Origin of the sequence: Streptomyces alboniger, assembly GCF_008704395.1 — a bacterium.
GTDB lineage: Bacteria > Actinomycetota > Actinomycetes > Streptomycetales > Streptomycetaceae > Streptomyces > Streptomyces alboniger.
Genome location: NZ_CP023695.1, coordinates 3,621,483 through 3,645,392, shown reverse-complemented (window position 1 = coordinate 3,645,392; position 23,910 = coordinate 3,621,483). Strand labels below are relative to the sequence as shown.

The following is a 23,910-nucleotide window of genomic DNA, read 5'->3' as shown; positions in this document are numbered from 1 at the left end:
CAGTTCCATGCCCTGTGGGCCAAGGGGGCGTGGGGCACTGCCCCGCGACCACTACCCTGGAGTGGTGACGATTCGCCTGTACGACACCAGCGCCCGGCAGATCCGTGACTTCAGCCCCCTGCACGAAGGCTGTGTCTCGATCTACCTCTGTGGTGCCACGGTGCAGGCGGCCCCGCACATCGGGCACATCAGGTCCGGCCTGAACTTCGACATCATGCGCCGCTGGTTCGCCTACCGCGGCTACGACGTGACGTTCGTGCGGAACGTGACGGACATCGACGACAAGATCATCAAGAAGTCGGCCGAGCAGGGCCGCCCCTGGTGGTCGATCGGCTACGAGAACGAGCGCGCCTTCAACAGCGGTTACGACGCGCTGGGCTGCCTGCCGCCCACCTACGAGCCGCGCGCCACCGGCCACATCACCGAGATGGTGGAGATGATGCGCGGCCTCATCGAGCGCGGACACGCGTACGAGGCCGACGGCAGCGTCTACTTCGACGTGCGCTCCTGGCCCGGCTACCTGGAGCTGTCCAACCAGGACATCGACGACCTGCGCCAGCCCGACGAGGGCGTCGCCGGCAAGCGCGACTCCCGCGACTTCGCCATGTGGAAGGCCGTCAAGCCGGGCGAGCCCGCCTGGGAGACGCCCTTCGGCCGCGGCCGTCCCGGCTGGCACCTGGAGTGCTCGGCGATGGCTCACAAGTACCTGGGCCGGGAGTTCGACATCCACGGCGGCGGGATCGACCTGATCTTCCCGCACCACGAGAACGAGATCGCCCAGGCCAAGGCCTTCGGTGACGCGTTCGCGCGCTACTGGGTGCACAACGGCTGGGTCACCATGAGCGGCGAGAAGATGTCCAAGTCGCTGGGCAACTCGGTGCTCGTCTCCGAGATGGTCAAGCAGTGGCGGCCCATCGTGCTCCGCTACTACCTCGGCACCCCGCACTACCGCTCGATGATCGAGTACAGCGAGGAGGCCCTGCGCGAGGCCGAGTCCGCGTTCGCCCGCATCGAGGGCTTCGTGCAGCGCGTGGTGGAGAAGGCCGGCGGGGTCGTCGAGCCCGCGGCCGAGGTGCCGCCCGCGTTCGCCGACGCCATGGACGACGACATGGGCGTCCCGCAGGCGCTCGCCATCGTGCACACCACGGTCCGCCAGGGGAACTCCGCCCTGGCCGCCGACGACAAGGAGGCCGCCGTGGCGCGCCTCGCCGAGGTGCGGGCCATGCTCGGCGTCCTCGGCCTCGACCCGCTCGACCCGCACTGGGCCGGCGGCGAGAGCGACCGGGGCGAAGACCTCCACGGCGTCGTCGACACCCTCGTGCGCATGGTCCTCGACCAGCGCGAGGCCGCCCGCGGCCGCAAGGACTGGGGCACCGCCGACGCCATCCGCGACCAGCTGAACCAGTCGGGCCTCGTCATCGAGGACGGCCCGACGGGTCCGCGCTGGACGCTGGGTCCGCGCTAGCACCTCTGATGTGCCGCCCGGCGTTCCGGGCGGCACACTTCATAGACGTACACCTTCGCGCGTACGGACGTACGCGCACTCGCATCACAACAGACAGGTAGGTCATGGCCGCTAACAACCGCCGCATGTCCGGCAAGAAGGGCGCGCAGGTCGGCAGCGGCGGCAATCGGCGCCGCGGCCTTGAGGGCAAGGGTCCGACGCCGCCCGCCGAGGCGCGCAAGGGGCATGTGAAGAACCGCATCGCCACCGCCAAGGCCAAGAAGGCGGCCGGGCGCCGTCCCGCGCCCAAGGGCCGCGGCGGCAAGTCGTCGTCCGAGATGGTCGTCGGCCGCAACCCGGTCTTCGAGGCGCTGCGCGACGGCGTGCCCGCCTCCACGCTCTACGTCCAGCAGTTCATCGACAACGACGAGCGGGTGCGCGAGGCGCTCCAGCTCGCGGCCGAGCGCGGCGGCATCCACCTGATGGAGGCCCCGCGGCCCGAGCTGGACCGCATGACGAACGGCCTCAACCACCAGGGCCTCGTCCTCCAGGTCCCGCCGTACGAGTACGCGCACCCCGAGGACCTGACCGCCGCCGCGTACGACGCCGGGGAGGACCCGCTGATCGTCGCGCTCGACGGCGTGACGGACCCGCGCAACCTCGGCGCGATCGTCCGTTCCGTGACCGCGTTCGGCGGCCACGGCGTGGTCGTGCCCGAGCGGCGGGCCGCCGGGATGACGGCCGGTGCCTGGAAGACGTCGGCCGGTACGGCCGCGCGTACGCCGGTCGCCCGCTGCACGAACCTGACGCGCGCCCTGGAGGCGTACAAGAAGGCGGGCATCGCCGTCGTCGGCCTCGCGGCGGACGGTGAGCACGAGGTCGGCGACCTGGCGGCGATCGGCGGCCCCGTGGTCATCGTGGTCGGCAGCGAGGGCAAGGGCCTGTCCCGCCTCGTCGGCGAGACCTGTGACTTCCGGGTGCGGATTCCGATGCCGGGTGGCGCGGAGTCGCTGAACGCGGGTGTCGCGGCGGGCGTGGTGCTCTACGAGGCGGCGCGGCGCCGCGCGTAGGTGTTGCCGGGCGTACTGATGTCCGGGCCGTGTGATCTCTTGACGGGGATCTCTTGACGCGGTCCGGACATTTGCGCGTGGTCAAGGCAGTGTCCTAAACACACATCACTCGGTTAGATGAGTGTGGACACCAGAACACCCCGCACACCCACAGGGGGAAGCTCGTCAGGCTTCGACGAAGCTCCCGCGCTGAGCATGGTGAAGGTGCCGAGCGACCCGGCGCAGGTCATCGTCGCGCACGCGAGCTTCCGCGTGCAGCTCCCCGCCGCTGGGCGCATCCAATCCCCGCGTATCTCCCGGCACTTGGGCCTCCCCGAAGAGACGGTGCGCATCCCCGCCGTGGGGGCGGCCGCCAAGCGCCGCGCACCCGTCGTCTGGAGCGGGAAGTCCGATCCGGACGACACCGGCGCGATCAGACTGCTCCAGGCCGTGCGCGGCGGCGGCGTGCGCCGTTCGGCCGAAGAGGCAGGGCCCTACGACGACGGGGGCGCCACCCAGGTCATCCCGCGCGTCGACCTCGACGAGGGGCCCGAGACCGCCGAGACGCCCGTCGTCGGCGCGCGCGGGCCCGACCAGCCCCAGACCCAGCTGCTGCCGCAGATGCGGATGCCCAGCAGCGACTACGACGAGCGGCCGGCCCAGGAGCGCGGGCGGTACGGCGACGACGCGTACGGCGGGTACGACGGCTACAACGGATACGACGGCTACGACGGCTACGACCAGTACGCGGCCGACGAGACCGAGGCCGAGGCCGAGGAGCGCAAGCGGCGGCACGGGGGCGACCCCGTCCGGCACGCCTACTACCCCGGCCGCCGGATGAACCTCGGTGTCGTGCTGCTCCCGCTGCGCGTCTTCCTCGGCTTCATCTCCATCTACGCCGGCATGGGCAAGCTCTGCGACCCCGTGTACTTCGACGGCGGCGAGCGCGGCTCCATGGTCAAGTGGCTCAACTCGCTGCACCCCTGGGCGCTCGCCGAGCCGCTGCGCGACTTCGCCCTCCAGCACCCGGTGGGCGCCGGGCTCACCATCGCCTTCCTCCAGGTCATCGTCGGCGTCCTGACGGTGCTCGGGCTCTGGCAGCGGGTCGCCGCCTCCATCGGCGTGCTGCTCTCGGCCGCGCTCATCGTCACCGTCAGCTGGAAGACCGTCCCCGCCTACGACGCGCCGGACATCATCTACCTCGCCGCCTGGTCGCCGCTGATCATCGCGGGCGCCCCCGTCTACTCCGTGGACGGACGCCTCGCGGGAGAGGCCTGGCGCACGCTCGGGCCGCGCGCGGAGATCTGGGAGCTGCGGCGGCGGGTGCTGCGGCGCGGCGCGCTGGTCGGGGCGGTGGCGATCGGCCTGACGCTGCTCCTCGGTTCGCTGCTCGGCGGCGCGGTGCGGGACGCGGACCGGGTCACCGTGCCCGGCCCCGGCGAGGCCCCGCGCAACGAACTGCCGGGCTCCCCGCTCCCCGGGGACCCCGAGAAGAAGCGGCAGGACCGGAAGGCGCAGCGCCCCTCCGCCTCGTCCGGCTCCCCGTCGCAGGGCAGCTCGCCGAGGCCCTCACCGGGCGCCACGGCCCCGGGTGCGGCGCGCGAGACGGGCACGGCGGGCTCCACGCAGCCGAGCCAGACGCAGGGCAGCAGCACGGCGGGCCAGGCTCCGCCGCAGCAGTCGGCGCCGCAGCAACAGCAGCAGCAACAGCAGCAGCCGCCGGCCTCGACCGCGGGTCCCTCGTCCAGCGGCGGCACCGGCGGCGGCTCGGGCGGTACGGGCGGCTCGGGCGGCACCGGCGGTGGGGGCGAGGAGCCCGGTGGTCTGCTCGGGGGTGTCCTCGGGCGCTGAGGCCGCGGAAGTGGAAGTACGTCGGAGGGGCCCCGCACAGCGCGTGTGCGGGGCCCCTCCGACGTACGTATGGCGGGGGTGTGCGGGGGTGGGCTCGGGGCCTCAACGGGCCTGTGCGGCCAGTTCCTTGGCGGCCTCGGTGAGGTCCTTCGCGGTGTCGATCGCGCGCCAGTAGGCACCCTGCGGCAGCGGGAAGCCCGCCAGGCGCTTCTCGCGGGCCAGGCGCGGGAACGTGGTGCGCTCGTGGTCGCCGAGGTCGGGCAGGAGCGCGGTGAACGACGAGGAGAATACGTAGACACCCGCGTTGATGAGGTACGGGGACGGCGGGGCCTCGATGAAGTCCGTGATGTGGCCGAACGCGTCCGTCTCGACGGCGCCCCACGGGATGCGGGGGCGGGCCAGTGCGAGGGTCGCGGTGGCGTCGCGCTCGGCGTGGAAGGCCGCCATGTCGCGCAGCGAGAAGCGGGTCCAGATGTCGCCGTTCGTCGCGTACCAGGGCTGGTCGGCGTGGGGGAGGTGGCGGGCGGCGTACTTGAGGCCGCCGCCGCGGCCGAGGGGTTCCTTCTCGACGACCGTGGTGACGTTCAGCGGGAGGTCGGCGGAGTCCAGCCACTCCTGGAGGACCTCGGCGAGGTGGCCGCAGGAGACGACGGCGTCGGTCACGCCCTCCGCGGCCAGCCAGGCAAGCTGATGGCCGATGATCGGGGTCCCCGTGCCGGGGATCTCGACCATCGGCTTGGGCCGGTCGTCGGTGTACGGCCGGAGGCGGGAGCCTTGGCCTCCGGCCAGGACTACGGCCTGCGTGGGGTTCAGCGTGGTCATGCCCGAACCCTACGCGGCGCGTCGGCCAGGTCGGCTCAGCGGTTCTGGTGGGCTCAGCGGTTCTGGTGGGCTGCCACGCCCGCCGCGAACGACGTGTCGCACACGGGCCGCGCGTACGACTGGGCGCGGGTGGGGCCGTACTTCTGCACGGCGGCCCGGCCGAGGGCGCGGGCGACGGCCACGCAGTGGCGGGCGAGCGACGGGTGGTCGTTCACCTCCCGCTGGAGGTGGGTGAGCGCGATGCCGGGGTTCTTCTCCTGGAGTTCCAGGAGGAGCCGGTCGCGCAGGATGTCCTGCGGGGCGCGGGACTTGGCCGGTACGGAGAGGTCGTCGGCGGATGCGGTGAGCATCGAATCCGAGGAGTTCCCCGACCAGTTGACGCTGGTGACCGCGAGGGTCCCGGAAAGCACCAGCATCACGGGCAGGACGAGAGCGAGCGTGCGGCCGATGCGGCGGGCGGGGCCCCGGTGGGCTCGGCGCGGCTTCTGGGTGTAGTTGGCGGAGTGCGTCACGCCAGGCAGCGTAGCGCTAGGTGATGATTTGGCGACATTTAGTCACTCGGTCGAGCGACGGGGAAGTGGGTTTTGCTGGCGCGGTGTTGACGAGGCCTGGGCGAAATGACCGGTGTGCCGGGGTATTTGTCGACAACGTGGTCGGGGCCGGGGGATACGCCAAGGGGCCCCGCACCGAAGTGCGGGGCCCCTTGGGCGGGCGTGGTGCCGCGCTGGGCGTTCCAGTCGCTCCAGCCAGTCGCGTCAGTCGGAGAGGCGCTCGCCCGTGGAGGTGGAGAACACGTGGGTCTCACCCGGACGCGGTACGACGTGCAGCTGGGCGCCCTTGGCCGGGACGCGGCGGCCGTTGACGCGGACCACGAGGTCCTTGTGCTCCCCGCCGACCTCGGCGGAGCCGTAGACGTAGCCGTCGGCGCCCAGCTCCTCGACGACGTTGACGGAGACGGCGAGGCCGGCCGGGGCGTCCTCGGTCTCCTTGGAGAGGGACGTCGCGACGGCACCGTCCTGCTCGACGATGTCGAAGTGCTCCGGGCGGACGCCCACGGTGACCGTGCGGTCGCCCCGGTCCGCGGCGGCGGCCAGGGCCTCGCGGTTGACCGGCACCACGGAGTTGCCGAACTTCACGCCGCCGTCGGTGATCGGGACCTCGACGAGGTTCATGGCTGGGGAGCCGATGAAGCCCGCGACGAAGAGGTTGGCCGGGCGGTCGTACATGTTGCGGGGCGAGTCGATCTGCTGGAGGAGCCCGTCCTTGAGGACGGCCACGCGGTCGCCCATGGTCATGGCCTCGACCTGGTCGTGCGTGACGTACACGGTGGTGATGCCGAGGCGGCGCTGGAGCGAGGCGATCTGCGTACGGGTCGACACGCGCAGCTTGGCGTCGAGGTTGGACAGCGGCTCGTCCATGAGGAACACCTGGGGCTCGCGCACGATGGCGCGGCCCATGGCGACGCGCTGGCGCTGACCGCCGGAGAGCGCCTTGGGCTTGCGGCCCAGGTACTCGGTGAGGTCCAGGATCTTCGCCGCGTCCTCGACCTTCTGGCGGATCTCGGCCTTGTTGACGCCGGCGATCTTGAGGGCGAAGCCCATGTTGTCGGCGACGGTCATGTGCGGGTAGAGCGCGTAGTTCTGGAACACCATGGCGATGTCCCGGTCCTTCGGCGGCAGGTGCGTGACGTCGCGCTCCCCGATGCGGATCGCGCCGTCGTTCACGTCCTCCAGGCCCGCGAGCATGCGCAGGGAGGTGGACTTGCCGCAGCCGGACGGGCCGACGAGTACGAGGAACTCGCCGTCCTCGATCTCGATGTCGAGGCCGTCGACGGCGGGCTTCTCGGAACCCGGGTAGATCCGGGTCGCCTTGTCGAACGTAACAGTGGCCATGGTGAGGGCCCCCTTCACCGGCAGGAACGTGCCGGACGATCCGAGTAGAGGGAGTGGTGTAGTCCACCTGAGTGAACTGCTCGTGACCGTACCCCGGAGGTCCGTGGTCTGTCAGTAGTCGGGGCGCGGCGGGGTTCGCGGAAATTTTCGACGGGGGCGGGGGCGTCGTTGGTTACACTGCGGGGGCGCGCTGCGTAGCGGTCCGCGTGTGCCTCCTTAGCTCAGATGGCCAGAGCAACGCACTTGTAATGCGTAGGTCGTCGGTTCGAATCCGACAGGGGGCTCCACTACAGGGCAGGTCAGGGGGCGTTTGGTCCCTGACCTGCCGTTCATCTTTCGGCTCCTGCGTGAGCGATGGGTGAGCGGCGGTGCCAGGATCAGGTTCCGGGCATGGGGCGCACCCGGCTTCGCCTTCGCGTCATGGATGTTCCCGCCGCCGGCCTTCACCAAGGTGGCCGCACCATGGCGCAGGTCCCGCAGGTCCCGCAGGTTGATCGGGGGAAGGTCCGCGGCGACGTAGATTTCTCGGAACGCGTCGCTGACCGGCTCCAGGTGCAGCCACGTCCCGTCTTTCCGCGTAAAGATCTTCCCGGTGTCCGTTCACGGCAGCCGGGACGGCGAGGCCGGCGCTCCAGGCGCGGGCGGCACCGCGGGCCCGCCGGGGCCGCAGGGCGAGCCCGGCCCGCCGGGGAAGGACGCCGACGGCGAAGAGGGGCGGGACGGGGAGTCATGCCCGGACGGCTACAGCGCCCAGCCGCCGACCGACGACCCGGACGCGCTCGTGTGCCGCCGTGATGGCACCCCCGATCCAGAGCCCGACGACAGACCGGCCTCACAGACAGTGCTCGATCCGAGCCGCCGCCAGTACCCATGACACAGGCCCCCTCCGCCTTCGGGCGGAAGGGGACCCTTCGTCATGTCCGGCCGGTTACTTGCGTTGCTTTGCGACGGCGCGCGTATACGCCTCGCGCGTCAAATCCTCGTCGCCAATACCGAGGTCCGCCAAGACGCCCCGGATGTCGTCCAGGGCCGCCTCTACGTCGGCCTCAACGACGAGCGTCTCAACCTCCAGGAACGTCCCCTCGATCTCGGGAACCCTCACCAAGGTGGCAAGCATCCGCCGTTCGCCCGCCTCGAAGTCGTAGTTACGGCACCGCTTCTCGAACGCGATGACTTCGACGTAACCAAGGCCCCGCAAGATGGCGTGTGCTGCCTCAGCGTCATCGACACCGGTTTCGTGCTCTGGTTTGGATCCAGACGCCACATCGACCGCCGCCCCCTTGAACGTCAGAACAGTACGGGTGCCAGCCTCGCCGTGAATCGTGCGCACGCGCAGCTCCTCATCGGCTGCGGCAAGGAGACCGTCCGGGCGGTCGTAATACGTATCCCGGTACACCTCGCTCCGTGCCCGTGCGCGACCGTCCAGCAGCCTCATGACCTGTTCCGGCTCCTGGACCCGCGCCTTCAGCTCGGCCTCGATCACGCGTCCTCCTCTTTCACACTGTGCGCTGCGCCTCTGCCAGGACCGCCTCGAACATCCGCCGGAACCCGCGGAATAGCGGACCGTGCGGTGTCGCCATCACCTTGTACGTGGCTGACTCGTGCCCCTCCCAGCCTGCGTCGAACGCGCCCACGAAATGGGTGCCGTCGGTACGGATCAGGCGCCATGTCGGCAGCATCTTGTACCGGAACACCGCCACATCGCATCCCTCCGTGTGCAGTTCCCGCAGCCGGGCCTCCGCCAGCCGCACGCCGCTAGCCAGGGATTCAGCCGACTCGCCGATCTCGGCCGCGCGCTGCTTCAGGGCTTCGCCGTCAGGGTCAAGCAACGCCACGCGAACACGCAGACCCTTCCCGCCTTGCTCTAGCGGCAGACAGGTGGAACGCAGAAGACTGTCGTTCAGGCCGATCAGCCCCAGCCCTCGCACAGCGAGGATGTCCAGTTCTTCGGCACAGCGTGCGTTCTGCTGGATTTCCTCGGCCGCGGAGGCCTGCGCCTCATAGACGCGGACGACTTCGGGAAACGCCGCCAAGTCGAATGCGGCGCCGCCTCGGCTCCTCTCACGGCTGGCCGCGAGTCCGAGCAGATGGCGTGCGTCGTCGGGCATGAGCAGTCCTTCGGCAATGCGCTCGTACACAGCAAGGCGTGTCACCTCCCTTCGGCCGTTGATGACTTCGTTGACACGGGCCTGGGTCATGCCGACGGTTGCAGCGATACGGGCCTGGCTGGCCCCGGAGTACTGCTGAACGTGCCGGAAGACGGCGCCCATGTCCCGCGCTCGGAGTGCTTCGCGAACCTCCGCGCGTTCCCATGCCCAGTCAGGCAGATCGATCGGGCCCGTAGAGGTCGACATAGTGCAGCCCCCGGGTATCCAGAACTGGATAGGAAGTCATCTCACCGTGAGATTACCGTCAGGGGATCGCGCTGACACGGTCTGTAGCCGGAGGCTGATCAGATCGACAGACCCCGGCGACCGCGGTGAACGGCCCCGGGGCATGGCCGACTGACAAGGAGTCGACATGGGCGACATTACGGGCCGGACGACCGGTGGAGGAAGCGGTTCAGGAACCCTCCATCTGCCGCCGGTTGAACTGCCCGATCCGGCCGGGCTGTCCGAGGAGCAGGTGTGTGGCCGCACCTGCGTCTGGTGTAGGGGTGTCCTCGACAACACCACCGCGTTCGACCTCGGTGCCCGCAAGGTGAACGCCCATGGCAGCGGCGCCCGCTGGTACCCCCGCTGCTGCCGCCGCCCCTGCGGCTTCCAGCACATCCACCAGGCGCTCCTCGACCACACCCAGAGCTGCGAACAGTGCGCCGACGACCTCACCCGCTGCACCGATGGCAAGGCGCTGCGCACGGCCATGCGGACGGTCCGGTGAAGTACGAACCGCCGACCCCGGACCCGGCTCTCGTACCGTGCGGTCCTTGCCTGCGCCAGCTCCTCGACGGGGCCCTGGCCGACCCCCACGTGTGCGCCCAGGGCACGTCCCTCGGTATCGACGGTGACTCCTCTATCTCACCCCAGAGGAAGCGTGCCCGTGCCCGTGCCAGCTCCAGGCGGAAGGCGAGGCGTTGCGGGCGGCTCGTGCCGAAGCGCGGGCAGGGAGCTGCGAGGAATGAGGGTCTTGCTTGTTCTGCGACGAGCCGCCGCCCGCCCCAAGGTCACTCCGACGGACATGACTTGAGCATCGAGGTCTACGTCTGCCCTCCCCTGTCGGGCTGCGGGCCGCTACTCCTCACCCAGATTCCCGCCCCCTACCAGCGGGCGGGCCAAGCGCCTCGGACCGGAGGCGCAGTCCCACCCGCACCCGGGACCCGCAGGAACTCCTCAACGCGGTCGCCCCTCACATCACCGAGCTGACCGTCAACATCTTCGATTCCGGCATGAGCCTGTGGGACCGCGAGGTTGCCCTGCTCCTGCGCGACCACACGATGGTCCGAGACATGGCCGAGCGGATTCTGGACAACGCGGTCATGTACGTCATGGGTTCGATCGAGAACCCTGACGTCCACCTCGGTGTCGGCAAGCTCGTCGACATCGGCGTCCACCAGCTCATCCTCGACACGCCCGTCTGGTGGGGCGTGTGCCGCTTGTACAACGGGGGCCGGTACAAGCACCACGCCCCGTTCATCGAACGCCGCAGCGACGGCCTGTGCCTGCGCACTGGCGACTTCCTCAGGTCCCAGGGCTGGGCCATCGATGAAGAGCTATGGGCCATCGATGGCGCGGACTGCTCACCGTGCGACGACAAGGTCCCCGACAGCCACTGACACCGCTACAGTCTGCCCCTGCCCTCACGGCTCCCCGAGGGCAGGGGCCTCCCTACGACCAGGAGAACCGCTGTGCCCGTACCCCACGACATCCCCGCCGAGACCGAACTCTGGGACACCTTCGCCAAGAGCGCGTTCGACGCCGAGGCGGAGCCGAAATTCTGCTGGACCCAGTACGCCGACCACGGACCTGGGGCTGAGCTGCTCGGCTCACCCGATTCGGCTCTGGAGATCGGCTGCGGCACCGGCCGCGCCCTCGCTCACCTCGCGCAGCAGGGTGTGAAGGCGACCGGCGTGGACCTGTCGCCGCGCATGGCGCAGCTGGCGGGGGAGCGGTGGGCGCCGCTCGGCGTCCGGATCGAGCACGCGGAGATCCTTGACTGGCTCGCCACCGACACCGGCCGGTACGACGCGGTGTACTCCATCTTCGGCGCGGTCTGGTTCACCGACCCGTCCCGGCTCTTCCCGCTCGTCCACAAGCACCTAGTCCCAGGCGGGGTGTTCGTATTCTCCCAGCCACCGGCCATCCCGGGCGCCTATGGTCCGCAGGGCATGTACAAAGGCGGCTTCGCGGGGAAGGCGATGTTCACTTACCGGTACAGCTACAAGCCCGCAGTGTGGGAGCGGCACCTGACCCGGGCGGGGTTCGCCGAGGCGGAGGCCCGGATCGTCGACGCCCCGAAGGAAGGGCACATCGGCACACTGATCGTCAGCGCGCAAGCCTGACACACCGATGCGTAGGTCTTGGGTTCGAATCCGACAGGGGGCTCCACAGGGCGAAGGCCCAGGTCATCTCATCGGTGACCTGGGCCTTCGTGTTTCGGGGCCGTTCGTGGCTAGCGGGTGACGGTTCCGGTCGCCTTGCTCGTCGCCTTTCCGTCGAGGTGGCCCGGGCGGTGTGCGGTCACCTTGGCCGTGATCTTCTTGCCGTGCTGGGCGGACTTCAGGACCAGGGAGGGCTTGGTCGCGCCGGTGATCTTCGTGCCGTTCGCGTACCACTGGTAGGAGTACGTGCCCGGGGCGGGCGACCAGGTGCCCTTCGTGGTCTTGAGGGTCTTGCCGACCTTGGCGGTGCCGGTGATCTCCGGCTTCTTCGTGGCCCTGGGCGCGGCGCCCTTGGCGATCGTCACCGGGGTGGAGGTCGCGGTCGCGTTCCGCGAAGCCGCGTGGGCGGTGACCGTGACGCTCAGCTTCTTGTCCAGGTACTTCGCCGGGATCTTGTACGCCGCGGCCGTGGCGCCCTCGATGGTCTCGCCGTCCGCCTTCCACTGGTAGGTGTACGAGGACGGGGTGGGTGACCAGGTGCCGGGGTCGGCGGTGACCTCGGAGCCGACGGTGGCGGTACCCGTGATCTTGGGTGTGGTGGTGTTCGTCAGCTCCGGTTCGGTGACGGTGAACGTGCCGAGCTGGTATTGCCCGTTCGCGTAGACGCTGATGTGCCATTCGCCGGCGGGGATGTCCGTCAGGTCGAGCGTCGCCTTCAGCCTGCGGTTGTCGGCCGACACCGACTTCGTCGTGGCCGTGAGGGTCTTGCGCGCCTGGGTGAGCCGGACCGTGAAGTCGGGGTGGAGGGCGGTGCCCGTCACCGTGAGCGTGGGTTTGGTGCCGCTGGGCGCCGTGGTGGGCGTCAGGCCGGTGACGGTGACCTTCTCGTCGCCGCAGCGGGCGGACGAGCACTTCAGCGTGGCGCGGTAGGAGGTGGCGGAGGCCTTCTCCGGGAGGCCGAGGACGAGCACGGAGGGCTTCTTCGGAGTATCGGGGGACTCGTTCACACCGCATTGGTAGCCCCCGCGGCTGACGCCGTAGCAGCCGTTGGTCCAGGAGCTGTTGTACAGCGCGGGGACCGCCTTCTCGGGGGAGCCGGTGGTGTCGCTGATCTCGGCATCGAAGAAGTCGTTCCGCGACGTGGGCAGGACCGCGCACACGGCCGTGTGCGACTCGTCGAGGGTGCCGGTGACGGGGCCGTAGCCGTACGCGACCGAAGGCACCTTGGCGCACTCGGCCGCGGGGCCGTCCGCGGTGGCCACGCGCAGGGCGTCGAGGCGGTACTCGGGTGCCGCCTTCAGGTTCGCCGGGGTCTGCACGAGGACCTGGTGGGTCGTGGAGCCGGTGACCGCGCAGGAGCGGTTGCGCCAGGAGCACTCCATCGCGCCGTCGCCGTCCAGGACCATGATGTTGGCGGTGCCCAGCGCGTCCCGTACATCGACGTGCAGGACGTCACCGGCCGCGGAGGTGGTGACCTGGTGGCAGCGCAGGGAGCCAGGAGTGTCGTACGGGCCCTTCACGGACGGGCCGCCCACCTTGGCCGCCGAGGTCTTCGCGCAACCCGCGGACGAGGCCGTCGACGTCACGTCGCGCCGCGTCAGGGTGTACTCGGCGGCCTTGTCGCGGCCGGTGACCAGGACGGTGTGGGCCGTGCCGGGAGTCAGCGGGCACACCACCCAGCCGTTGGTGGTGGCGTAGCGCTCGCAGACGCGCTTGCCGGCCGAGTCGAGCACGGAGAACCTGGCGGGCACGTCACCGGAGGTGGCGACGAGTTGCAGCACCTCGCGTGAGGAGTGGGCGTCGGCCGGGATGGTCAGGCAGCGCGAGAAGACGCCGTTCCCGGTGGAGAAGGCGGCCTTCGCGCCGTCGGCGGTGAAGCTGCCCGCGGGCAGGACGGGGCAGTCGTTCGCCGCGTCCGTGCGGTGCAGGGCGACGGCGTACGGGCCGGTGCGGGGGTTGCCGTCCGCGTGGACGAGCGCGCGGTAGGGGGCGGTGCCGGTGAGCGCGCAGTCGCCTGCCGCGAGCCGCTCCGCGCCGCAGCGCCGGACGCCCTCGCTGTCGAGGACCTCGACGGCCGGGTCGACCCCGGAGGCGTCGAGCGCGGTGAGCGCCGCGACCCGGGCGTTCTCGGGCGTGGCGAGCTCCAGGCAGTCGTACTGTCCGTCCGCGCTCAACTCGCCCCGGTGCGAGCCCATGTCCGCCTTCACGCAGCCGCGGCCGGACGCGCTGTCGAGGACGACCAGGCCGCTCGGTGTGTCGTGGAAGGGGCTCGGGCCGTCGAGGACGGCGGTGTAGGTGCCGGCGGTGGGCAGGTGGCAGCCGTCGTCGGTCGTGCGGCAGACGGTTTTCCCGGAGCTGTCGTACACGCGGACGGGCTTCTCCGTGGCGGTTTTGCCGTTGACGGAGTCGATGAGGTACCGGCCCGCCTTCTCGGCGGTGACGGTGAAGCAGGGCGTCTTGGTGAACTCCTGTGCCTCCAGCGGTCCGTACGGCCGCACCGGGGAGGAGGGGCAGCCCTGGGCGTTGTTCAGGCGGCGCACCTTGACCGCGTACGCGGCGGGGAAGCCCTTCTCGGTGTACGTGACGCGCGACAGGACGCGGTAGGGGCCCTTGCCGGGCAGTACGCAGCTGTTCTCGCCCTCCTCGGGCGCGTCGCAGATCCGGTGCCCGGTGGCGTCGGTGATCCAGGCCGCGGAGTCGCCGTAGACCTCGCTGCCGTGGGTGAGCCGGACGCGGTCGCCGGGCTCGGCGTCGAAGGGCTGGCAGCCGACTTGCAGGGCGCTGACGGCGGTTCGGGGGTCGGTCGGCCTGTCCCATGAGGTGCCGACGGACTCGGCGCAGCCGCGGGTGTCGCCGAGCGGCACCACGGTGACGGCGGTGTCGGCCTCCTCCCAGCCGTTGTTGGAGACCCGCACGGTGTAGTCGCCCGCTTCTGGCAGGTCGCAGATGTCGTCGGCGCAGTCGATCTTTTTGGCGCCGGCGTTTACCTGGACGTACGTCTTGTTGTTGCCGCTGTCGAGCGGGATGAGGTGGAGACCGGCCTCGGTGGCGGTGAAGGTGTGGCAGGCGGACCCGTCGGGCGCGACCTTCGCTCTGCCGACCGCACCGCCCGGGTCGCCGAACGGGGCGAGGGCGAGCGGCGCGCACTCCGGTTCGGCGGCGTGGGCGGCGGTCGTCGGCAGTGCGGACGGCACCAACAGGGCCAGCAGCGCGGTCAGGGCGAGTAGCAGTGCGGTGGACACCGCGGGTCTCGTGGATCTCGTGGATCTCGGACAGGGATGTGGTTCAGGCATCGGGCCCCCCAGGCTGAACGAATGGTCGGGTGATCGTGGCACAAGGGACCGACAACGGCTCGTGAGGGCCTGGAGAGCCTGGGCAGGCGCAGGGGGCGGGGGTGGCTTTCGGTGCGTTCCGATACTTTGAGCGGAACTTTTCGAACATTGGGAGGGCTCAACTCATGGCCGTACACAAGGCCGGGCGCAAGGCCGGGCGCGTCGCCACCGCCGTGGCCGCCGCGGCGCTGATCGGGGTGGCCGCGTCCGCCTGTGGTCCCGACGAGGACAACGGCGGTGGCGCCGAGAAGTCCTCGTCCTCCGCGCCCGAGTCCAAGGGGCCCGGGACCAAGGGGCCCGAGTCCAAGGCGCCCGGGTCCGACGTGCCCGCCTCGGTGAAGGGCGGCGTCATCACCGTCGGCGACCCGAAGGCCGAGCACACGGTCAAGGTCTACGAGGACTCGCGCTGCCCGTTCTGCCGGAAGTTCGAGGAGGGCGGGGCGCAGGCGCTGGTCGGGCCGGTGGCCGACGGCAAGGTCAAGGTCGAGTACGTGATCGCCTCGTTCCTCGACAAGAACCTCGGCGGCAGCGGCTCCGTGAACGCGGCGAACGCGCTGCGGGCCTCGGTGGAGGCGGGCAAGTTCCCGCAGTACCACGCCGCCGTGTTCGCCAACCAGCCGGCGGAGGAGACCGACGACGCCTACACCCCGGCATTCCTGCTGAAGATCGCCGACAAGGTCGACGGGCTGCGCGGCGGCGCCTTCGACAAGGCGGTCACCAACGGCACGTACAAGAAGTGGGTCGGCGAGGCGATGACGACCTTCAGCGAGGACGGGGTCCAGTCCACGCCCACCGTCCTCATCGACGGTGAGAAGTCCGAGGGGGAGGCGCTCTACGACCAGGGGGAGTTCGCCAAGCAGCTCAAGGCGGCCGGGATTTCCTGACGTTCGTGGAAAAAAACGTATGTGCGGGGCCGCGCGCGCGTCGATAGGGTCGCGGGCGTGATCGACATTCGCGTTCCGGACGGGCTGGTCGAGTCGCAGCATCTGTACGCCGGTGAGGCGGGGCGCGCCTTCATCGACGTACTGCCCGCGCGCGTACGGGAGTTCGCCGAGCGGTGGGAGCTGACACCCGACGGGGATCCGATGCACGGCCAGGCCGCGCTCGTGCTGCCCGTGCTGCGCGCCGACGGCACGCCCGCCGTGGTCAAGTTCCAGGTCCTGGACGAGGAGACCGAGGGCGAGCCGGTCGCGCTGCGGCTGTGGGACGGCGACGGGGCCGTCCGGCTCCTGGACCACGACGCCCGCACCGGCACGATGCTGCTCGAACGCCTCGACCAGGGGCGGATGTTGTCGACGACGTCCGACACGCGCGCGGCCGTGCTCGTCATCGCGGAACTCCTCGCCCGGCTGACCGCGGGGCCCGCCCCGGAAGGCATGCGGCGGCTCGGCGACATCGCGGCCGAGATGGTCGACGACCTGCCCGGGGCCCTGAAGGCGATCCCCGACCCGGCCGAACGCGCGATCGTGGAGCGGTGCGGGGGCGCGGTGCGCGAGGTCATGGGCGAGGCCGGTGACCGGATGCTCCACTGGGACCTGCACTTCGAGAACGTACTGGCGTCGGAGCGTGAGCCGTGGCTCGCCATCGACCCCAAACCCCTCGCGGGTGACCCCGGGTTCGACCTCTGGCCGGCCCTCGACAACCGATTCGAGCCGCACGAGGTGTTGTGGCGGTTCGACGCGATGACCGAGGTTCTGGGTCTTGACCGGGAGCGTGCGCGCGCCTGGACGCTCGGGCGGGTGCTCCAGAACTCGCTGTGGGAGATCGAGGACGGGCGGCCGCTGGTGCCGGACCACATGGAGACCGCGCGGCGGCTCCTGGGGCGGTGAGGTCGCGCCGCCCGGCTGGTGAGACGGCGTTGACCCCGGGGGTCCGCCGCTGACTAGCCTGCCTCCATGATTCGTACCGCCACACCGGCCGACATCCCCGTCATCCACGCGCTGGTCCGCGACCTCGCCACGTACGAGAAGGCGCCCGACGAGGCGAAGGCCACCGAGGAGCAGCTGCGTGAGGCGCTGTTCGGGGAGCGGCCCGCCGCGTTCGCGCACATCGCGCAGGACGACGCGAGCGGTGACGTGGTGGGCTTCTCCCTGTGGTTCCTCAACTTCTCGACGTGGCGGGGCGTGCACGGGATCTACCTGGAGGACCTGTACGTGCGTCCTGAGGCGCGCGGCGGCGGGCACGGCAAGGCGCTTCTCACCGAACTCGCGCGCATCTGCGTGGAGCGCGGTTACGAGCGCCTGGAGTGGTCGGTCCTCGACTGGAACGAGCCGTCGATCAACTTCTACCAGGCGCTCGGCGCGCGCCCCCAGGACGAGTGGACCGTGTACCGGCTGACGGACGACGCGCTCACCTCGCTCGGCTCGCCGCCCGCCGCGTCCTAGAACATGCCTAGAACTCGTCCACGGTGTGGGGCAGCCGGGCCGTGCGCAGCGCCGCGTCCAGTGCCGCGGTCGTGCCCGGCGTGTGCTCCTGGGCGAGGCCCGCGCGGACCAGGGCGTCGGTCCCCGTCCCGCCGAGGTAGGCGGCGGCCAGGTCGCGTACGTCGAGGGTGAGGTCCGCCGGGCGGTCCGTCCTCTCGTACGTACAGCCGTCGGGGGACGCCGTCAGGCGGTGGCGGCCCGCGTTGGCGGGGAGGTGGTCGTCGCGTACGTCGATGACCACGTCGACCGGGGCCGCCCAGGAGCGGGCGGTCAGCGCGGCGCGCACGTCGACGAGGCGGACCCACAGCCCGGGGAACTGGCCCGTGACGCGCACCTGGTCGCGGTCGGCGGCGAAGAGCAGCAGCGGGTCGTCCAGGGGCCGGCCCCAGGCCTGGACGACACCCGTCAGGTCGATCGAGGCGAGATAGCGCCAGAGGGCGGCGGCCGCGGCGGGGGTGTCCGCCTCCAGGTCGTCGAGGCGGACGAGGCCGGGGGCGTCGTCGCGGGCCTTCGTGCGGTAGATCGCGTAACCGGCTATCCCGGGGGGCGGGCTGCCGGGGGTGCCGGGGCCGACAGGGCTGCCGGGGCTGCCGGGTGTGCCGAGGGTGACGATGCGGGGCGGGGACAGTTCGTCGTCCTCCTCGTCCTCCGTCACCATCCACTCCTCGCGCCACCATGCCTCGGTGCGGGCGAGGCGGCCGGGGCGGTCGGCGCGGGTGCGGTCGTAGTACGGGCCGAGGAGATCCGGGACGTCGGACGGGTCGACCAGGCGCAGCGGGCGGTCGTCCGGGGCGATGCGCAGGGCCAGCGGGCGGCGGGAGTCGATCTCCACGGTGTTGCCGTAGGTGGCCACGCCGAAGCCGAACCTGCCGTAGATGGCGTCCTCCGAGGCCCACAGCGCGGCGATCGGCGAGGCCTCGGCCACCGCCTTCGCGAACAGCTCCGCGATCATCCCGGAGAGCACGCCGCGGCGCCGGTGCGTCGGCGCCACGGAGACGAACGTGATGCCCGGGCAGGGCAGTTCACCGCCGGGGACGGAGACCGTGAAGGGGAACGCCGCGAGGAATCCGACGAGTTCGTCACCGTCGTAGGCGCCGACGCGGGTGCAGCCGAGCAGCAGGTCGTGGTTGTGCTTGCGCTTCTCGTCCTCCGGGCTCTGGTGGAAGGCGAGGTACGCGAGGGAGAGGGCACGGTCGATGCCCGCCTCGGGGATGTCGCGGAACTGAATGGGGGAGGGGGCGGAGGGGTGGACGGCTTCCATATCCATATAACGGACGGTAGTTCCCGGATGCCGTGACAGCAGGTGAATTTCCGCCTCCCCCGACGCGGTCACTGGGCCGGCACCGGGCGGCGAGGGATGTCAGGGGATCAGGACCACCTTGCCCATCGTGCCGCGGGTCTCCAGCGCGCGGTGGGCCGCCGCCGCCTCCGCCAGGGGGTAGCGCTGCACGGCCGGGGTGAAGTGCCCGGCGGCCGCCTCGGTGAGCGCGGCGAGTTCCAGGGTGCGCACGGGGTTGTCGCCGCCGACCTTCGCCGTCATCGCCGGGCCGAGGACGTTGACCTGGGTGATGCCGCGCGCGGCCAGCTCCTCCTCGTCGAAGGTCAGGGCCTCGCCGCCGTGCAGGCCCTCGCCCGACCAGCCGAAGACGACATGGACGCCGCCGGGGCCGAGCAGATCGACCGCGGCCAGGCCCGCCTCGCCGCCCACGCCGTCGAAGACGACGGTGGCGGTACGGCCGTCGAGGCGCTCCTTGAGGTACGTGCGGACCTCGTCGGGCCAGGCCGGGTTCTTGTAGTCCACGGCGAGGTCGGCGCCGTTCGCGCGGACGCGGGCGGTCTTGTCCGGGCCGCCCGCCAGGCCGATGACGGTGGCGCCCCGGTGTTTGGCGTACTGCGTGAGGAGCGTGCCGATGCCGCCCGCCGCGGCGGGGATGACGGCCACCGAGTCGGGGGTCAGCTCGGTGAATCGCAGGATCCCCATCGTCGTACGTCCCGTTCCGATGAGGGCGACGGCCTCGGCGAAGTCCATGTCGTCGGGGAGCACGTGCAGGCGGGACGCCTCGGTGACGGCCTGCTCGGCGTAGCCTCCGGGCGCGAAGCCGAGGTGGGCGACGACGCGCTTGCCCAGGAGGTCCGGGTCGACGCCCTCGCCCACCTCGTCGACCGTGCCGGCGATCTCGCGGCCGGGGATCGTGGGCAGGGCGGGGAGTTCGGGCAGCGGGCCCTGCATCCCCTCGCGGATCGCGGTGTCCAGAAGGTGCACGCCGGCCGCGGCGACGGTGACGCGGACCTGGCCCGCGGCCGGGACGGGGGCCGCCGTCTCCTCGTATACGAGGTTCTCGGCGGGGCCGAAGGCGTGGAGGCGGATGGCGTGCATGGCGGAGGTGGGGGTGGGCGTGGTGGCGGTGGTGGGCGTGGTGCCGGGCATGGTGGGCTCCTCGGATGCGGGGCCGGTCCGGTGGTCGGGCGGCCGCTCTGGAACCCCACCTTTCAACCTCAAGCAGACTTGAGGTCAAGCCTCGACCTCGTCAGCGCCAGCGTCACCGCCTCCACCGCGCTGTTGAACGACACCTCGGTCAGCAGACCGGGCGCCGCCACCTGGTCGCCCGCCAGGTAGACGCCGTCCCCGCGGTCGATCGAGGGGCGGTCGCGCCAGGTGGTCCCGGGGTGGTCGACCGCGCCCGTGCGGCCGTTCGCCACGGAGGCGCGGCGCCAGGTCAGCCGCTCGCGCCAGCCGCGGTAGCCGAGGTCGAGCAGGTGCTCCGCGCGGGCCACGCCGTCGTGCTTCGTCTCGTCGGGGGAGAGCGGGATCTGCGCCTGGACGAGCTGCTCGCCCTCGGGGGCCAGCGTGCGGTCCTGGGCGGTGAAACGCTCCACCCACCCCGTCCGGTCCAGGTCGGAGACGACGAAGGCGTCGCCCTTGCGGGAGCGGAACGCCACGTCGACGAGCGCGGTGCGGCCGCTCTCCCAGCGCAGGGAGTCGTCACCGAGGAGGCGGCGGGCCGCGTCGAGGGAGGTCGCCACGACGACCGGGTCGTTCCGGGGGACGTCGGCGAGGCTGTCGACGCGGGCCAGTGTCTCCACGCGTACGCCGAGGTTCCAGGCGAGCCCCGCCATGCGGTCGATGACCCGGGCCCAGCCGCCGCGCGGGTACTGCGCCTCGGGGGGCAGCTTCGTCGCGCGGCGCAGGCGCTCCTGCACGAAACGGGCGGAGAGCGAACCGGGGTCGTGGTGGAACGTCGCCACGGCCACGTAGTGCGCGGCGGCGCGCGCTCCCTCCTCGCCGACCACGCCCGTCGCCCACGTGGTGAAGTCCTGGTCCACCGGGGCCCGTTCGGACCTGTGGCGCAGCAGCTTGAGCAGGGCGAGGGGTGGTACGCGGTGCAGGGTGCCGCGGTGGTGGAAGCGGAGCCGGGCGGCTTCGAGGGGCGGCAAGGGGGCCAGCGGGCCGATGAGGTCGCGCTGCTTGAGCCAGGTCCAGAGGGGGCCGCCGTTGTAGAGGGCGTGCGGGCCCTCGTTGGTCTTGTACGGGCCCTCCGCCGTGCGGGCGCGGCCGCCGAGCGTGTGGTGGGACTCGTGCAGGGTGACGCGGGCGCCGGCCTCGGCGGCGGTGATGGCCGCGGTGAGGCCGGCGAAGCCGCCGCCGATGACGGTGAGGGGGGTGGGGATGGGGGTGGTGGAGGTTGTGGGGCGGTGGGCAGGTGGCATTGCTCGGGCTCCCTCAGGGTGTGGGCCGGCCTTCGTTCGGTCTTCGCCTTCGTTACCTCGACGGGTGGGGGCGGGCCGGATGTGACATCGGGGGGCGGCGGCTTTGCCGGAGGTGGCTTTGTCAGTGGCGGCGTTGTCAGTGGCGGCGGGCACGATGGGGGGATGGCTCAGAGGGCGAAGGTTGCGAAGGGCGGCGCGCGGGGCGCGAAGGCCGCGGGCGTGGTCAAGGAGGCGCGGCGGGCCGAGGTGCGGTTGCCTCCGCTGCGGCCCTTCGAGGGAGGGGAGCTGGAGCCCGACGGGGACTACGACGGGCTGGAGTTCGGCGGTCTCGACCTCGGCGCGCAGGACGGGGGAGGAGCGCTCTTCATGGACTGCGCGCTGGTCGGGTGCGGGATCGGGGAGACCAGGCTGAGCCGGGCGCGGTTCGTCGACTCCGTCCTGACGGAACCGCGGGGCGTGGGGACCGACCTCGTGGAGGCGTCGATGCGGGACGTGGAGGTGGTCGACGCGCGGCTCGGCGGCGTGCAGTTGCACGGGAGCGTGCTGGAGCGGGTCGTCGTGCGGGGCGGCAAGCTCGACTACCTGAACCTGCGGAAGGCGCGGCTGCGGGATGTGATCTTCGAGGGCTGCGTGCTGGTGGAGCCGGACTTCGGGCTCGCGTCCCTGGAGCGGGTGGAGTTCCGGGACTGTGTGGTGCGGGGGGCGGACTTCAGCGGGGTGCGGATGAAGGACGTGGATCTGCGGGCGGCGGGGGAGCTGGGGATCGCGCGGGGGGTGGGGAGTCTGGCCGGGGCGGTGATCAGTCCTGAGCAGCTGATCGAGTTGGCGGGGGGTTTTGCGGCGGAGGTGGGTGTGCGGGTGGCTGGCCCCTGGGCCTAGGGCGGGGTCTGGTGGGGGTGGGGGGGGCTGGCGGGGGCGCCTTCGCTGGCGGGGCGCCTTCAGTGGGGTTTCGCCGTGGGTTCGGTTGCGGGCGGGCGGGGTCTGGCGGGAGCGCCTTGGCTGGCGGGGGCGCCTTCGGGGATTCGCCTTGGGTTCGGTTGTGGGGCGGGGCCGCGGGGGTATGTGCGTGCTCGCCATCTTGGTGCGGGAGCCTGTTGGTTGTTGGGCTCGGTTAGTTGGATCCACTGTGCTCCGCTCGCACATACCCCCACGTCCCCTCACGAGCGTGCGCGGCTGCGGACCGGTGGGGGCTGCGCGTCCGGCCGTCTGCACGTGAGTGCCGCTGCTCGCTCCGCGGGGGAGTTCCCTCGCCCGGTCGCCTGCCTCGTGAGTGCCGCTGCCCGCTCTTCGGGGGAGTTCCCCACCCACCCGCCCCCCACCCGCGTGGTGCGGGGGCCCCGGAGCCCCTACGGCACGCCGCTCGATGCGGCGAGACGGGTGGGTGGGGAGCATCCGGCGCGGAGCGCCGGGGCAGGGGGTGGCGCCGGTGAGGGAGAGGGCGCGGGTCAGGGCTTTTGGGTGAGGAGGTGGACCTCGGGGAACTGGCGGCGGTCCGTGGGCTGAGGGGCCCGGGTCATGCGGGCCACCTCGGGCAGGCCCGACTCGCGCAGCATCGCGGCGAGGTGATCGGGCGCCCAGCAGTAGGCCGGCGCGACCGCGTGATCGAACACCCGCGTCGGGTGGGCCGGGTCGTCGCTCGCCCAGAAGCCGAGCAGGAGGTGGCCGCCGGGTGCCATTACGCGGTGGAACTCCGCCAGGACGGCGGGGAGTTCCTCGGGCGGGGTGTGGATGACGGACCAGCGGGAGAGCACGCCGCTCAGCGCGCCGTCTGCGATGTCCAGCGCGGTCATCGAGCCCACGTCGAACCGCAGCCCCGGCCAGGCCTCCCGGGCCAGCTCGATCATCGCGGGAGAGGCGTCGACGCCGAACGCGGTCAGTCCCAGTTCGCCCAGGTAGGCGGTGACATGGCCGGGGCCACAGCCGAGGTCCGCGACCTGGCCGCCCCCGCCCGTACGCACGGCCTCGGCGAAGGCGCCCAGCATCGCGCGGTCCAGGGGGCTGTCGCGCAGTGAGTCGCGGAACAGCTCCGCGTACGTGGGCGCTATCGCGTCGTACGCCTCGCGGGTGGCGGTGAGAGCATCGTGTTCGACCATGCCCGCGACAGTAGTTCCCGGCGCCGAGGCGGGGCGAGCCCCGCGAGTGCAGCTCCCTAGGGCGTGTCCGCGAAGTCCCGCCTGCGCCGCGACGCCCGGCACGCACTCTCGCCGCATCGGCCGAAAGCCCAAGTACGCCCAGTACGAGGGCATCCGGCCGCCACGCCGAGAGCACGCACCGGACGCCGCGACGCCCGCCCTGCGGGCGAACGACGGGACTTCGCGGACACGCCCTAGCGCGAGATGCGGGGGAAGCGGGACTGGAGGGACCAGAGCGAGGGGTTGTCCGCGAGGGAGTCGTGGAGGTCCGTGAGGTCCGCGATGAGATCGTGGAGGAAGTCACGCGCCTCGCGCCGCAACTCCGCGTGGGAGAAGCTCAGCGGAGGCTCCTCGGGGTCCATCCAGTCCGCCTCGATGTCCACCCAGCCGAAGCGCCGGGCGAACAGCATGCGGTCCGTCGACTCCGTGAAGTCCAGCTCCGCGTACTGCGGGCGGGAGGCCCGGCTGCCCATCGGGTCCTTGTCCAGGTTCTCCACGATGTCGCACAGCGCCCACGCGAAGTCCAGTACGGGAACCCATCCCCAGGCTGTGGACAGTTCCCGGTCGGCCTTGGTGTCCGCCAGATACACGTCCCCGCAGAACAGGTCGTGGCGGAGCGTGCGGACGTCCGCCTTGCCGTAGTCCAGCTGAGGGGGGTCCGGGAACCGGGAGGAGAGCGCGTAGCCGATATCGAGCACGAGGTCGATGGTGTCATGGCCC

The 23,910-nt window shown here is 71.4% G+C and carries 21 protein-coding genes, 1 tRNA gene and 2 pseudogenes; 12 read left to right on the top strand and 12 right to left on the bottom strand.

Annotation, left to right across the window (positions count from 1 at the left end; all coding sequences use genetic code 11):
* Nucleotides 1-64: 64 nt before the first annotated feature.
* From cysS to CP975_RS16040, 3 genes are all read left to right on the top strand, one after another.
* Nucleotides 65-1,465, top strand: a complete 1,401-nt coding sequence (gene cysS / locus CP975_RS16050; protein ID WP_055533521.1) for a cysteine--tRNA ligase — start codon at nucleotides 65-67, stop codon at nucleotides 1,463-1,465.
* 104 nt (nucleotides 1,466-1,569) lie between these two features.
* The gene (rlmB, locus tag CP975_RS16045; protein WP_030784723.1) at nucleotides 1,570-2,514 is read left to right on the top strand and encodes a 23S rRNA (guanosine(2251)-2'-O)-methyltransferase RlmB; all 945 of its coding nucleotides are present in this window, start codon (nucleotides 1,570-1,572) and stop codon (nucleotides 2,512-2,514) included.
* A 117-nt stretch (nucleotides 2,515-2,631) separates the two neighbouring features.
* A complete protein-coding gene (locus CP975_RS16040) occupies nucleotides 2,632-4,344 on the top strand; it encodes a DoxX family protein (protein WP_246201532.1) in 1,713 nt (570 codons plus the stop codon).
* A gap of 102 nt (nucleotides 4,345-4,446) precedes the next feature.
* Here CP975_RS16040 and CP975_RS16035 read toward each other — a convergent pair whose 3' ends face one another.
* The 3 genes from CP975_RS16035 to CP975_RS16025 form a co-directional block, all read right to left on the bottom strand.
* The gene (locus CP975_RS16035) at nucleotides 4,447-5,166 is read right to left on the bottom strand and encodes a nucleotidyltransferase family protein (RefSeq protein WP_030784717.1); all 720 of its coding nucleotides are present in this window, start codon (nucleotides 5,164-5,166) and stop codon (nucleotides 4,447-4,449) included.
* Between the two features lie 53 nt (nucleotides 5,167-5,219).
* Nucleotides 5,220-5,678, bottom strand: a complete 459-nt coding sequence (locus tag CP975_RS16030; RefSeq protein ID WP_055534331.1) for a hypothetical protein — start codon at nucleotides 5,676-5,678, stop codon at nucleotides 5,220-5,222.
* A gap of 243 nt (nucleotides 5,679-5,921) precedes the next feature.
* Entirely contained in the window at nucleotides 5,922-7,058 is a 1,137-nt protein-coding gene (locus tag CP975_RS16025) for an ABC transporter ATP-binding protein (protein ID WP_055534335.1), read from the bottom strand.
* 210 nt (nucleotides 7,059-7,268) lie between these two features.
* On the opposite strand from CP975_RS16025, the gene CP975_RS16020 reads away from it, so the two are divergent.
* Nucleotides 7,269-7,345 (top strand) — tRNA-Thr (locus CP975_RS16020).
* Nucleotides 7,346-7,469: 124 nt separating this feature from the next.
* Here the strand turns inward: CP975_RS16020 and CP975_RS35795 are convergent.
* A pseudogene (locus tag CP975_RS35795) lies at nucleotides 7,470-7,655 on the bottom strand (site-specific integrase); the annotation flags it as partial.
* On the opposite strand from CP975_RS35795, the gene CP975_RS16010 reads away from it, so the two are divergent.
* Nucleotides 7,651-7,932 (top strand): hypothetical protein, encoded by a 282-nt coding sequence (locus CP975_RS16010; protein ID WP_199783147.1) that lies wholly within the window; start codon nucleotides 7,651-7,653, stop codon nucleotides 7,930-7,932. The pseudogene CP975_RS35795 and the gene CP975_RS16010 sit on opposite strands and share 5 nt — an antisense overlap.
* A 54-nt stretch (nucleotides 7,933-7,986) precedes the next feature.
* Here CP975_RS16010 and cyaB read toward each other — a convergent pair whose 3' ends face one another.
* Together cyaB and CP975_RS16000 are read right to left on the bottom strand one after the other, a co-directional pair.
* Nucleotides 7,987-8,541 (bottom strand): class IV adenylate cyclase, encoded by a 555-nt coding sequence (gene cyaB / locus CP975_RS16005; RefSeq protein ID WP_055534329.1) that lies wholly within the window; start codon nucleotides 8,539-8,541, stop codon nucleotides 7,987-7,989.
* 13 nt (nucleotides 8,542-8,554) lie between these two features.
* Complete coding sequence (locus CP975_RS16000; RefSeq protein ID WP_246201531.1) at nucleotides 8,555-9,328, bottom strand: helix-turn-helix domain-containing protein; 774 nt, start codon at nucleotides 9,326-9,328, stop codon at nucleotides 8,555-8,557.
* 250 nt (nucleotides 9,329-9,578) lie between these two features.
* Between CP975_RS16000 and CP975_RS15995 the strand changes: the two genes are divergently transcribed.
* From CP975_RS15995 to CP975_RS15985, 3 genes and pseudogenes are all read left to right on the top strand, one after another.
* Nucleotides 9,579-9,938, top strand: coding sequence for a hypothetical protein (locus tag CP975_RS15995; protein WP_055534325.1), 360 nt, complete (start codon nucleotides 9,579-9,581; stop codon nucleotides 9,936-9,938).
* A gap of 421 nt (nucleotides 9,939-10,359) precedes the next feature.
* A pseudogene (locus CP975_RS15990) lies at nucleotides 10,360-10,830 on the top strand (hypothetical protein); the annotation flags it as partial.
* Between the two features lie 72 nt (nucleotides 10,831-10,902).
* Complete coding sequence (locus CP975_RS15985; protein WP_055534320.1) at nucleotides 10,903-11,556, top strand: class I SAM-dependent methyltransferase; 654 nt, start codon at nucleotides 10,903-10,905, stop codon at nucleotides 11,554-11,556.
* Between the two features lie 110 nt (nucleotides 11,557-11,666).
* Here the strand turns inward: CP975_RS15985 and CP975_RS15980 are convergent, their stop codons facing one another.
* On the bottom strand, nucleotides 11,667-14,837 hold the full coding sequence (locus CP975_RS15980) for a Tat pathway signal protein (protein ID WP_342787954.1): 3,171 nt from the start codon (nucleotides 14,835-14,837) through the stop codon (nucleotides 11,667-11,669).
* Nucleotides 14,838-15,052: 215 nt separating this feature from the next.
* Between CP975_RS15980 and CP975_RS15975 the strand changes: the two genes are divergently transcribed.
* The 3 genes from CP975_RS15975 to CP975_RS15965 all read left to right on the top strand — a co-directional run bounded on the left by CP975_RS15975 (nucleotide 15,053) and on the right by CP975_RS15965 (nucleotide 17,311).
* Nucleotides 15,053-15,811, top strand: a complete 759-nt coding sequence (locus CP975_RS15975) for a DsbA family protein (protein WP_055534313.1) — start codon at nucleotides 15,053-15,055, stop codon at nucleotides 15,809-15,811.
* A 57-nt stretch (nucleotides 15,812-15,868) separates the two neighbouring features.
* A complete protein-coding gene (locus CP975_RS15970) occupies nucleotides 15,869-16,756 on the top strand; it encodes an aminoglycoside phosphotransferase family protein (protein WP_055534333.1) in 888 nt (295 codons plus the stop codon).
* A gap of 66 nt (nucleotides 16,757-16,822) precedes the next feature.
* Complete coding sequence (locus CP975_RS15965; RefSeq protein ID WP_055534312.1) at nucleotides 16,823-17,311, top strand: GNAT family N-acetyltransferase; 489 nt, start codon at nucleotides 16,823-16,825, stop codon at nucleotides 17,309-17,311.
* Between the two features lie 7 nt (nucleotides 17,312-17,318).
* Here CP975_RS15965 and CP975_RS15960 read toward each other — a convergent pair whose 3' ends face one another.
* From CP975_RS15960 to CP975_RS15950, 3 genes are all read right to left on the bottom strand, one after another.
* On the bottom strand, nucleotides 17,319-18,617 hold the full coding sequence (locus CP975_RS15960) for a GNAT family N-acetyltransferase (RefSeq protein WP_150477032.1): 1,299 nt from the start codon (nucleotides 18,615-18,617) through the stop codon (nucleotides 17,319-17,321).
* A gap of 93 nt (nucleotides 18,618-18,710) precedes the next feature.
* Complete coding sequence (locus tag CP975_RS15955) at nucleotides 18,711-19,727, bottom strand: zinc-binding dehydrogenase (protein ID WP_150477907.1); 1,017 nt, start codon at nucleotides 19,725-19,727, stop codon at nucleotides 18,711-18,713.
* Nucleotides 19,728-19,846: 119 nt separating this feature from the next.
* Nucleotides 19,847-21,058, bottom strand: a complete 1,212-nt coding sequence (locus CP975_RS15950; protein ID WP_150477031.1) for an NAD(P)-binding protein — start codon at nucleotides 21,056-21,058, stop codon at nucleotides 19,847-19,849.
* A gap of 162 nt (nucleotides 21,059-21,220) precedes the next feature.
* On the opposite strand from CP975_RS15950, the gene CP975_RS15945 reads away from it, so the two are divergent.
* Nucleotides 21,221-21,937 carry a pentapeptide repeat-containing protein gene (locus CP975_RS15945; protein WP_150477030.1) on the top strand — a complete coding sequence of 239 codons (717 nt, stop codon included), beginning with the start codon at nucleotides 21,221-21,223 and terminating at the stop codon, nucleotides 21,935-21,937.
* 566 nt (nucleotides 21,938-22,503) lie between these two features.
* Here the strand turns inward: CP975_RS15945 and CP975_RS15940 are convergent.
* Together CP975_RS15940 and CP975_RS15930 are read right to left on the bottom strand one after the other, a co-directional pair.
* Complete coding sequence (locus tag CP975_RS15940) at nucleotides 22,504-23,151, bottom strand: class I SAM-dependent DNA methyltransferase (protein WP_150477029.1); 648 nt, start codon at nucleotides 23,149-23,151, stop codon at nucleotides 22,504-22,506.
* A 233-nt stretch (nucleotides 23,152-23,384) separates the two neighbouring features.
* Nucleotides 23,385-23,888: a hypothetical protein gene (locus CP975_RS15930; RefSeq protein ID WP_055531129.1), complete on the bottom strand. Its 504-nt coding sequence runs from the start codon at nucleotides 23,886-23,888 to the stop codon at nucleotides 23,385-23,387.
* Between the last annotated feature and the right edge of the window lie 22 nt (nucleotides 23,889-23,910).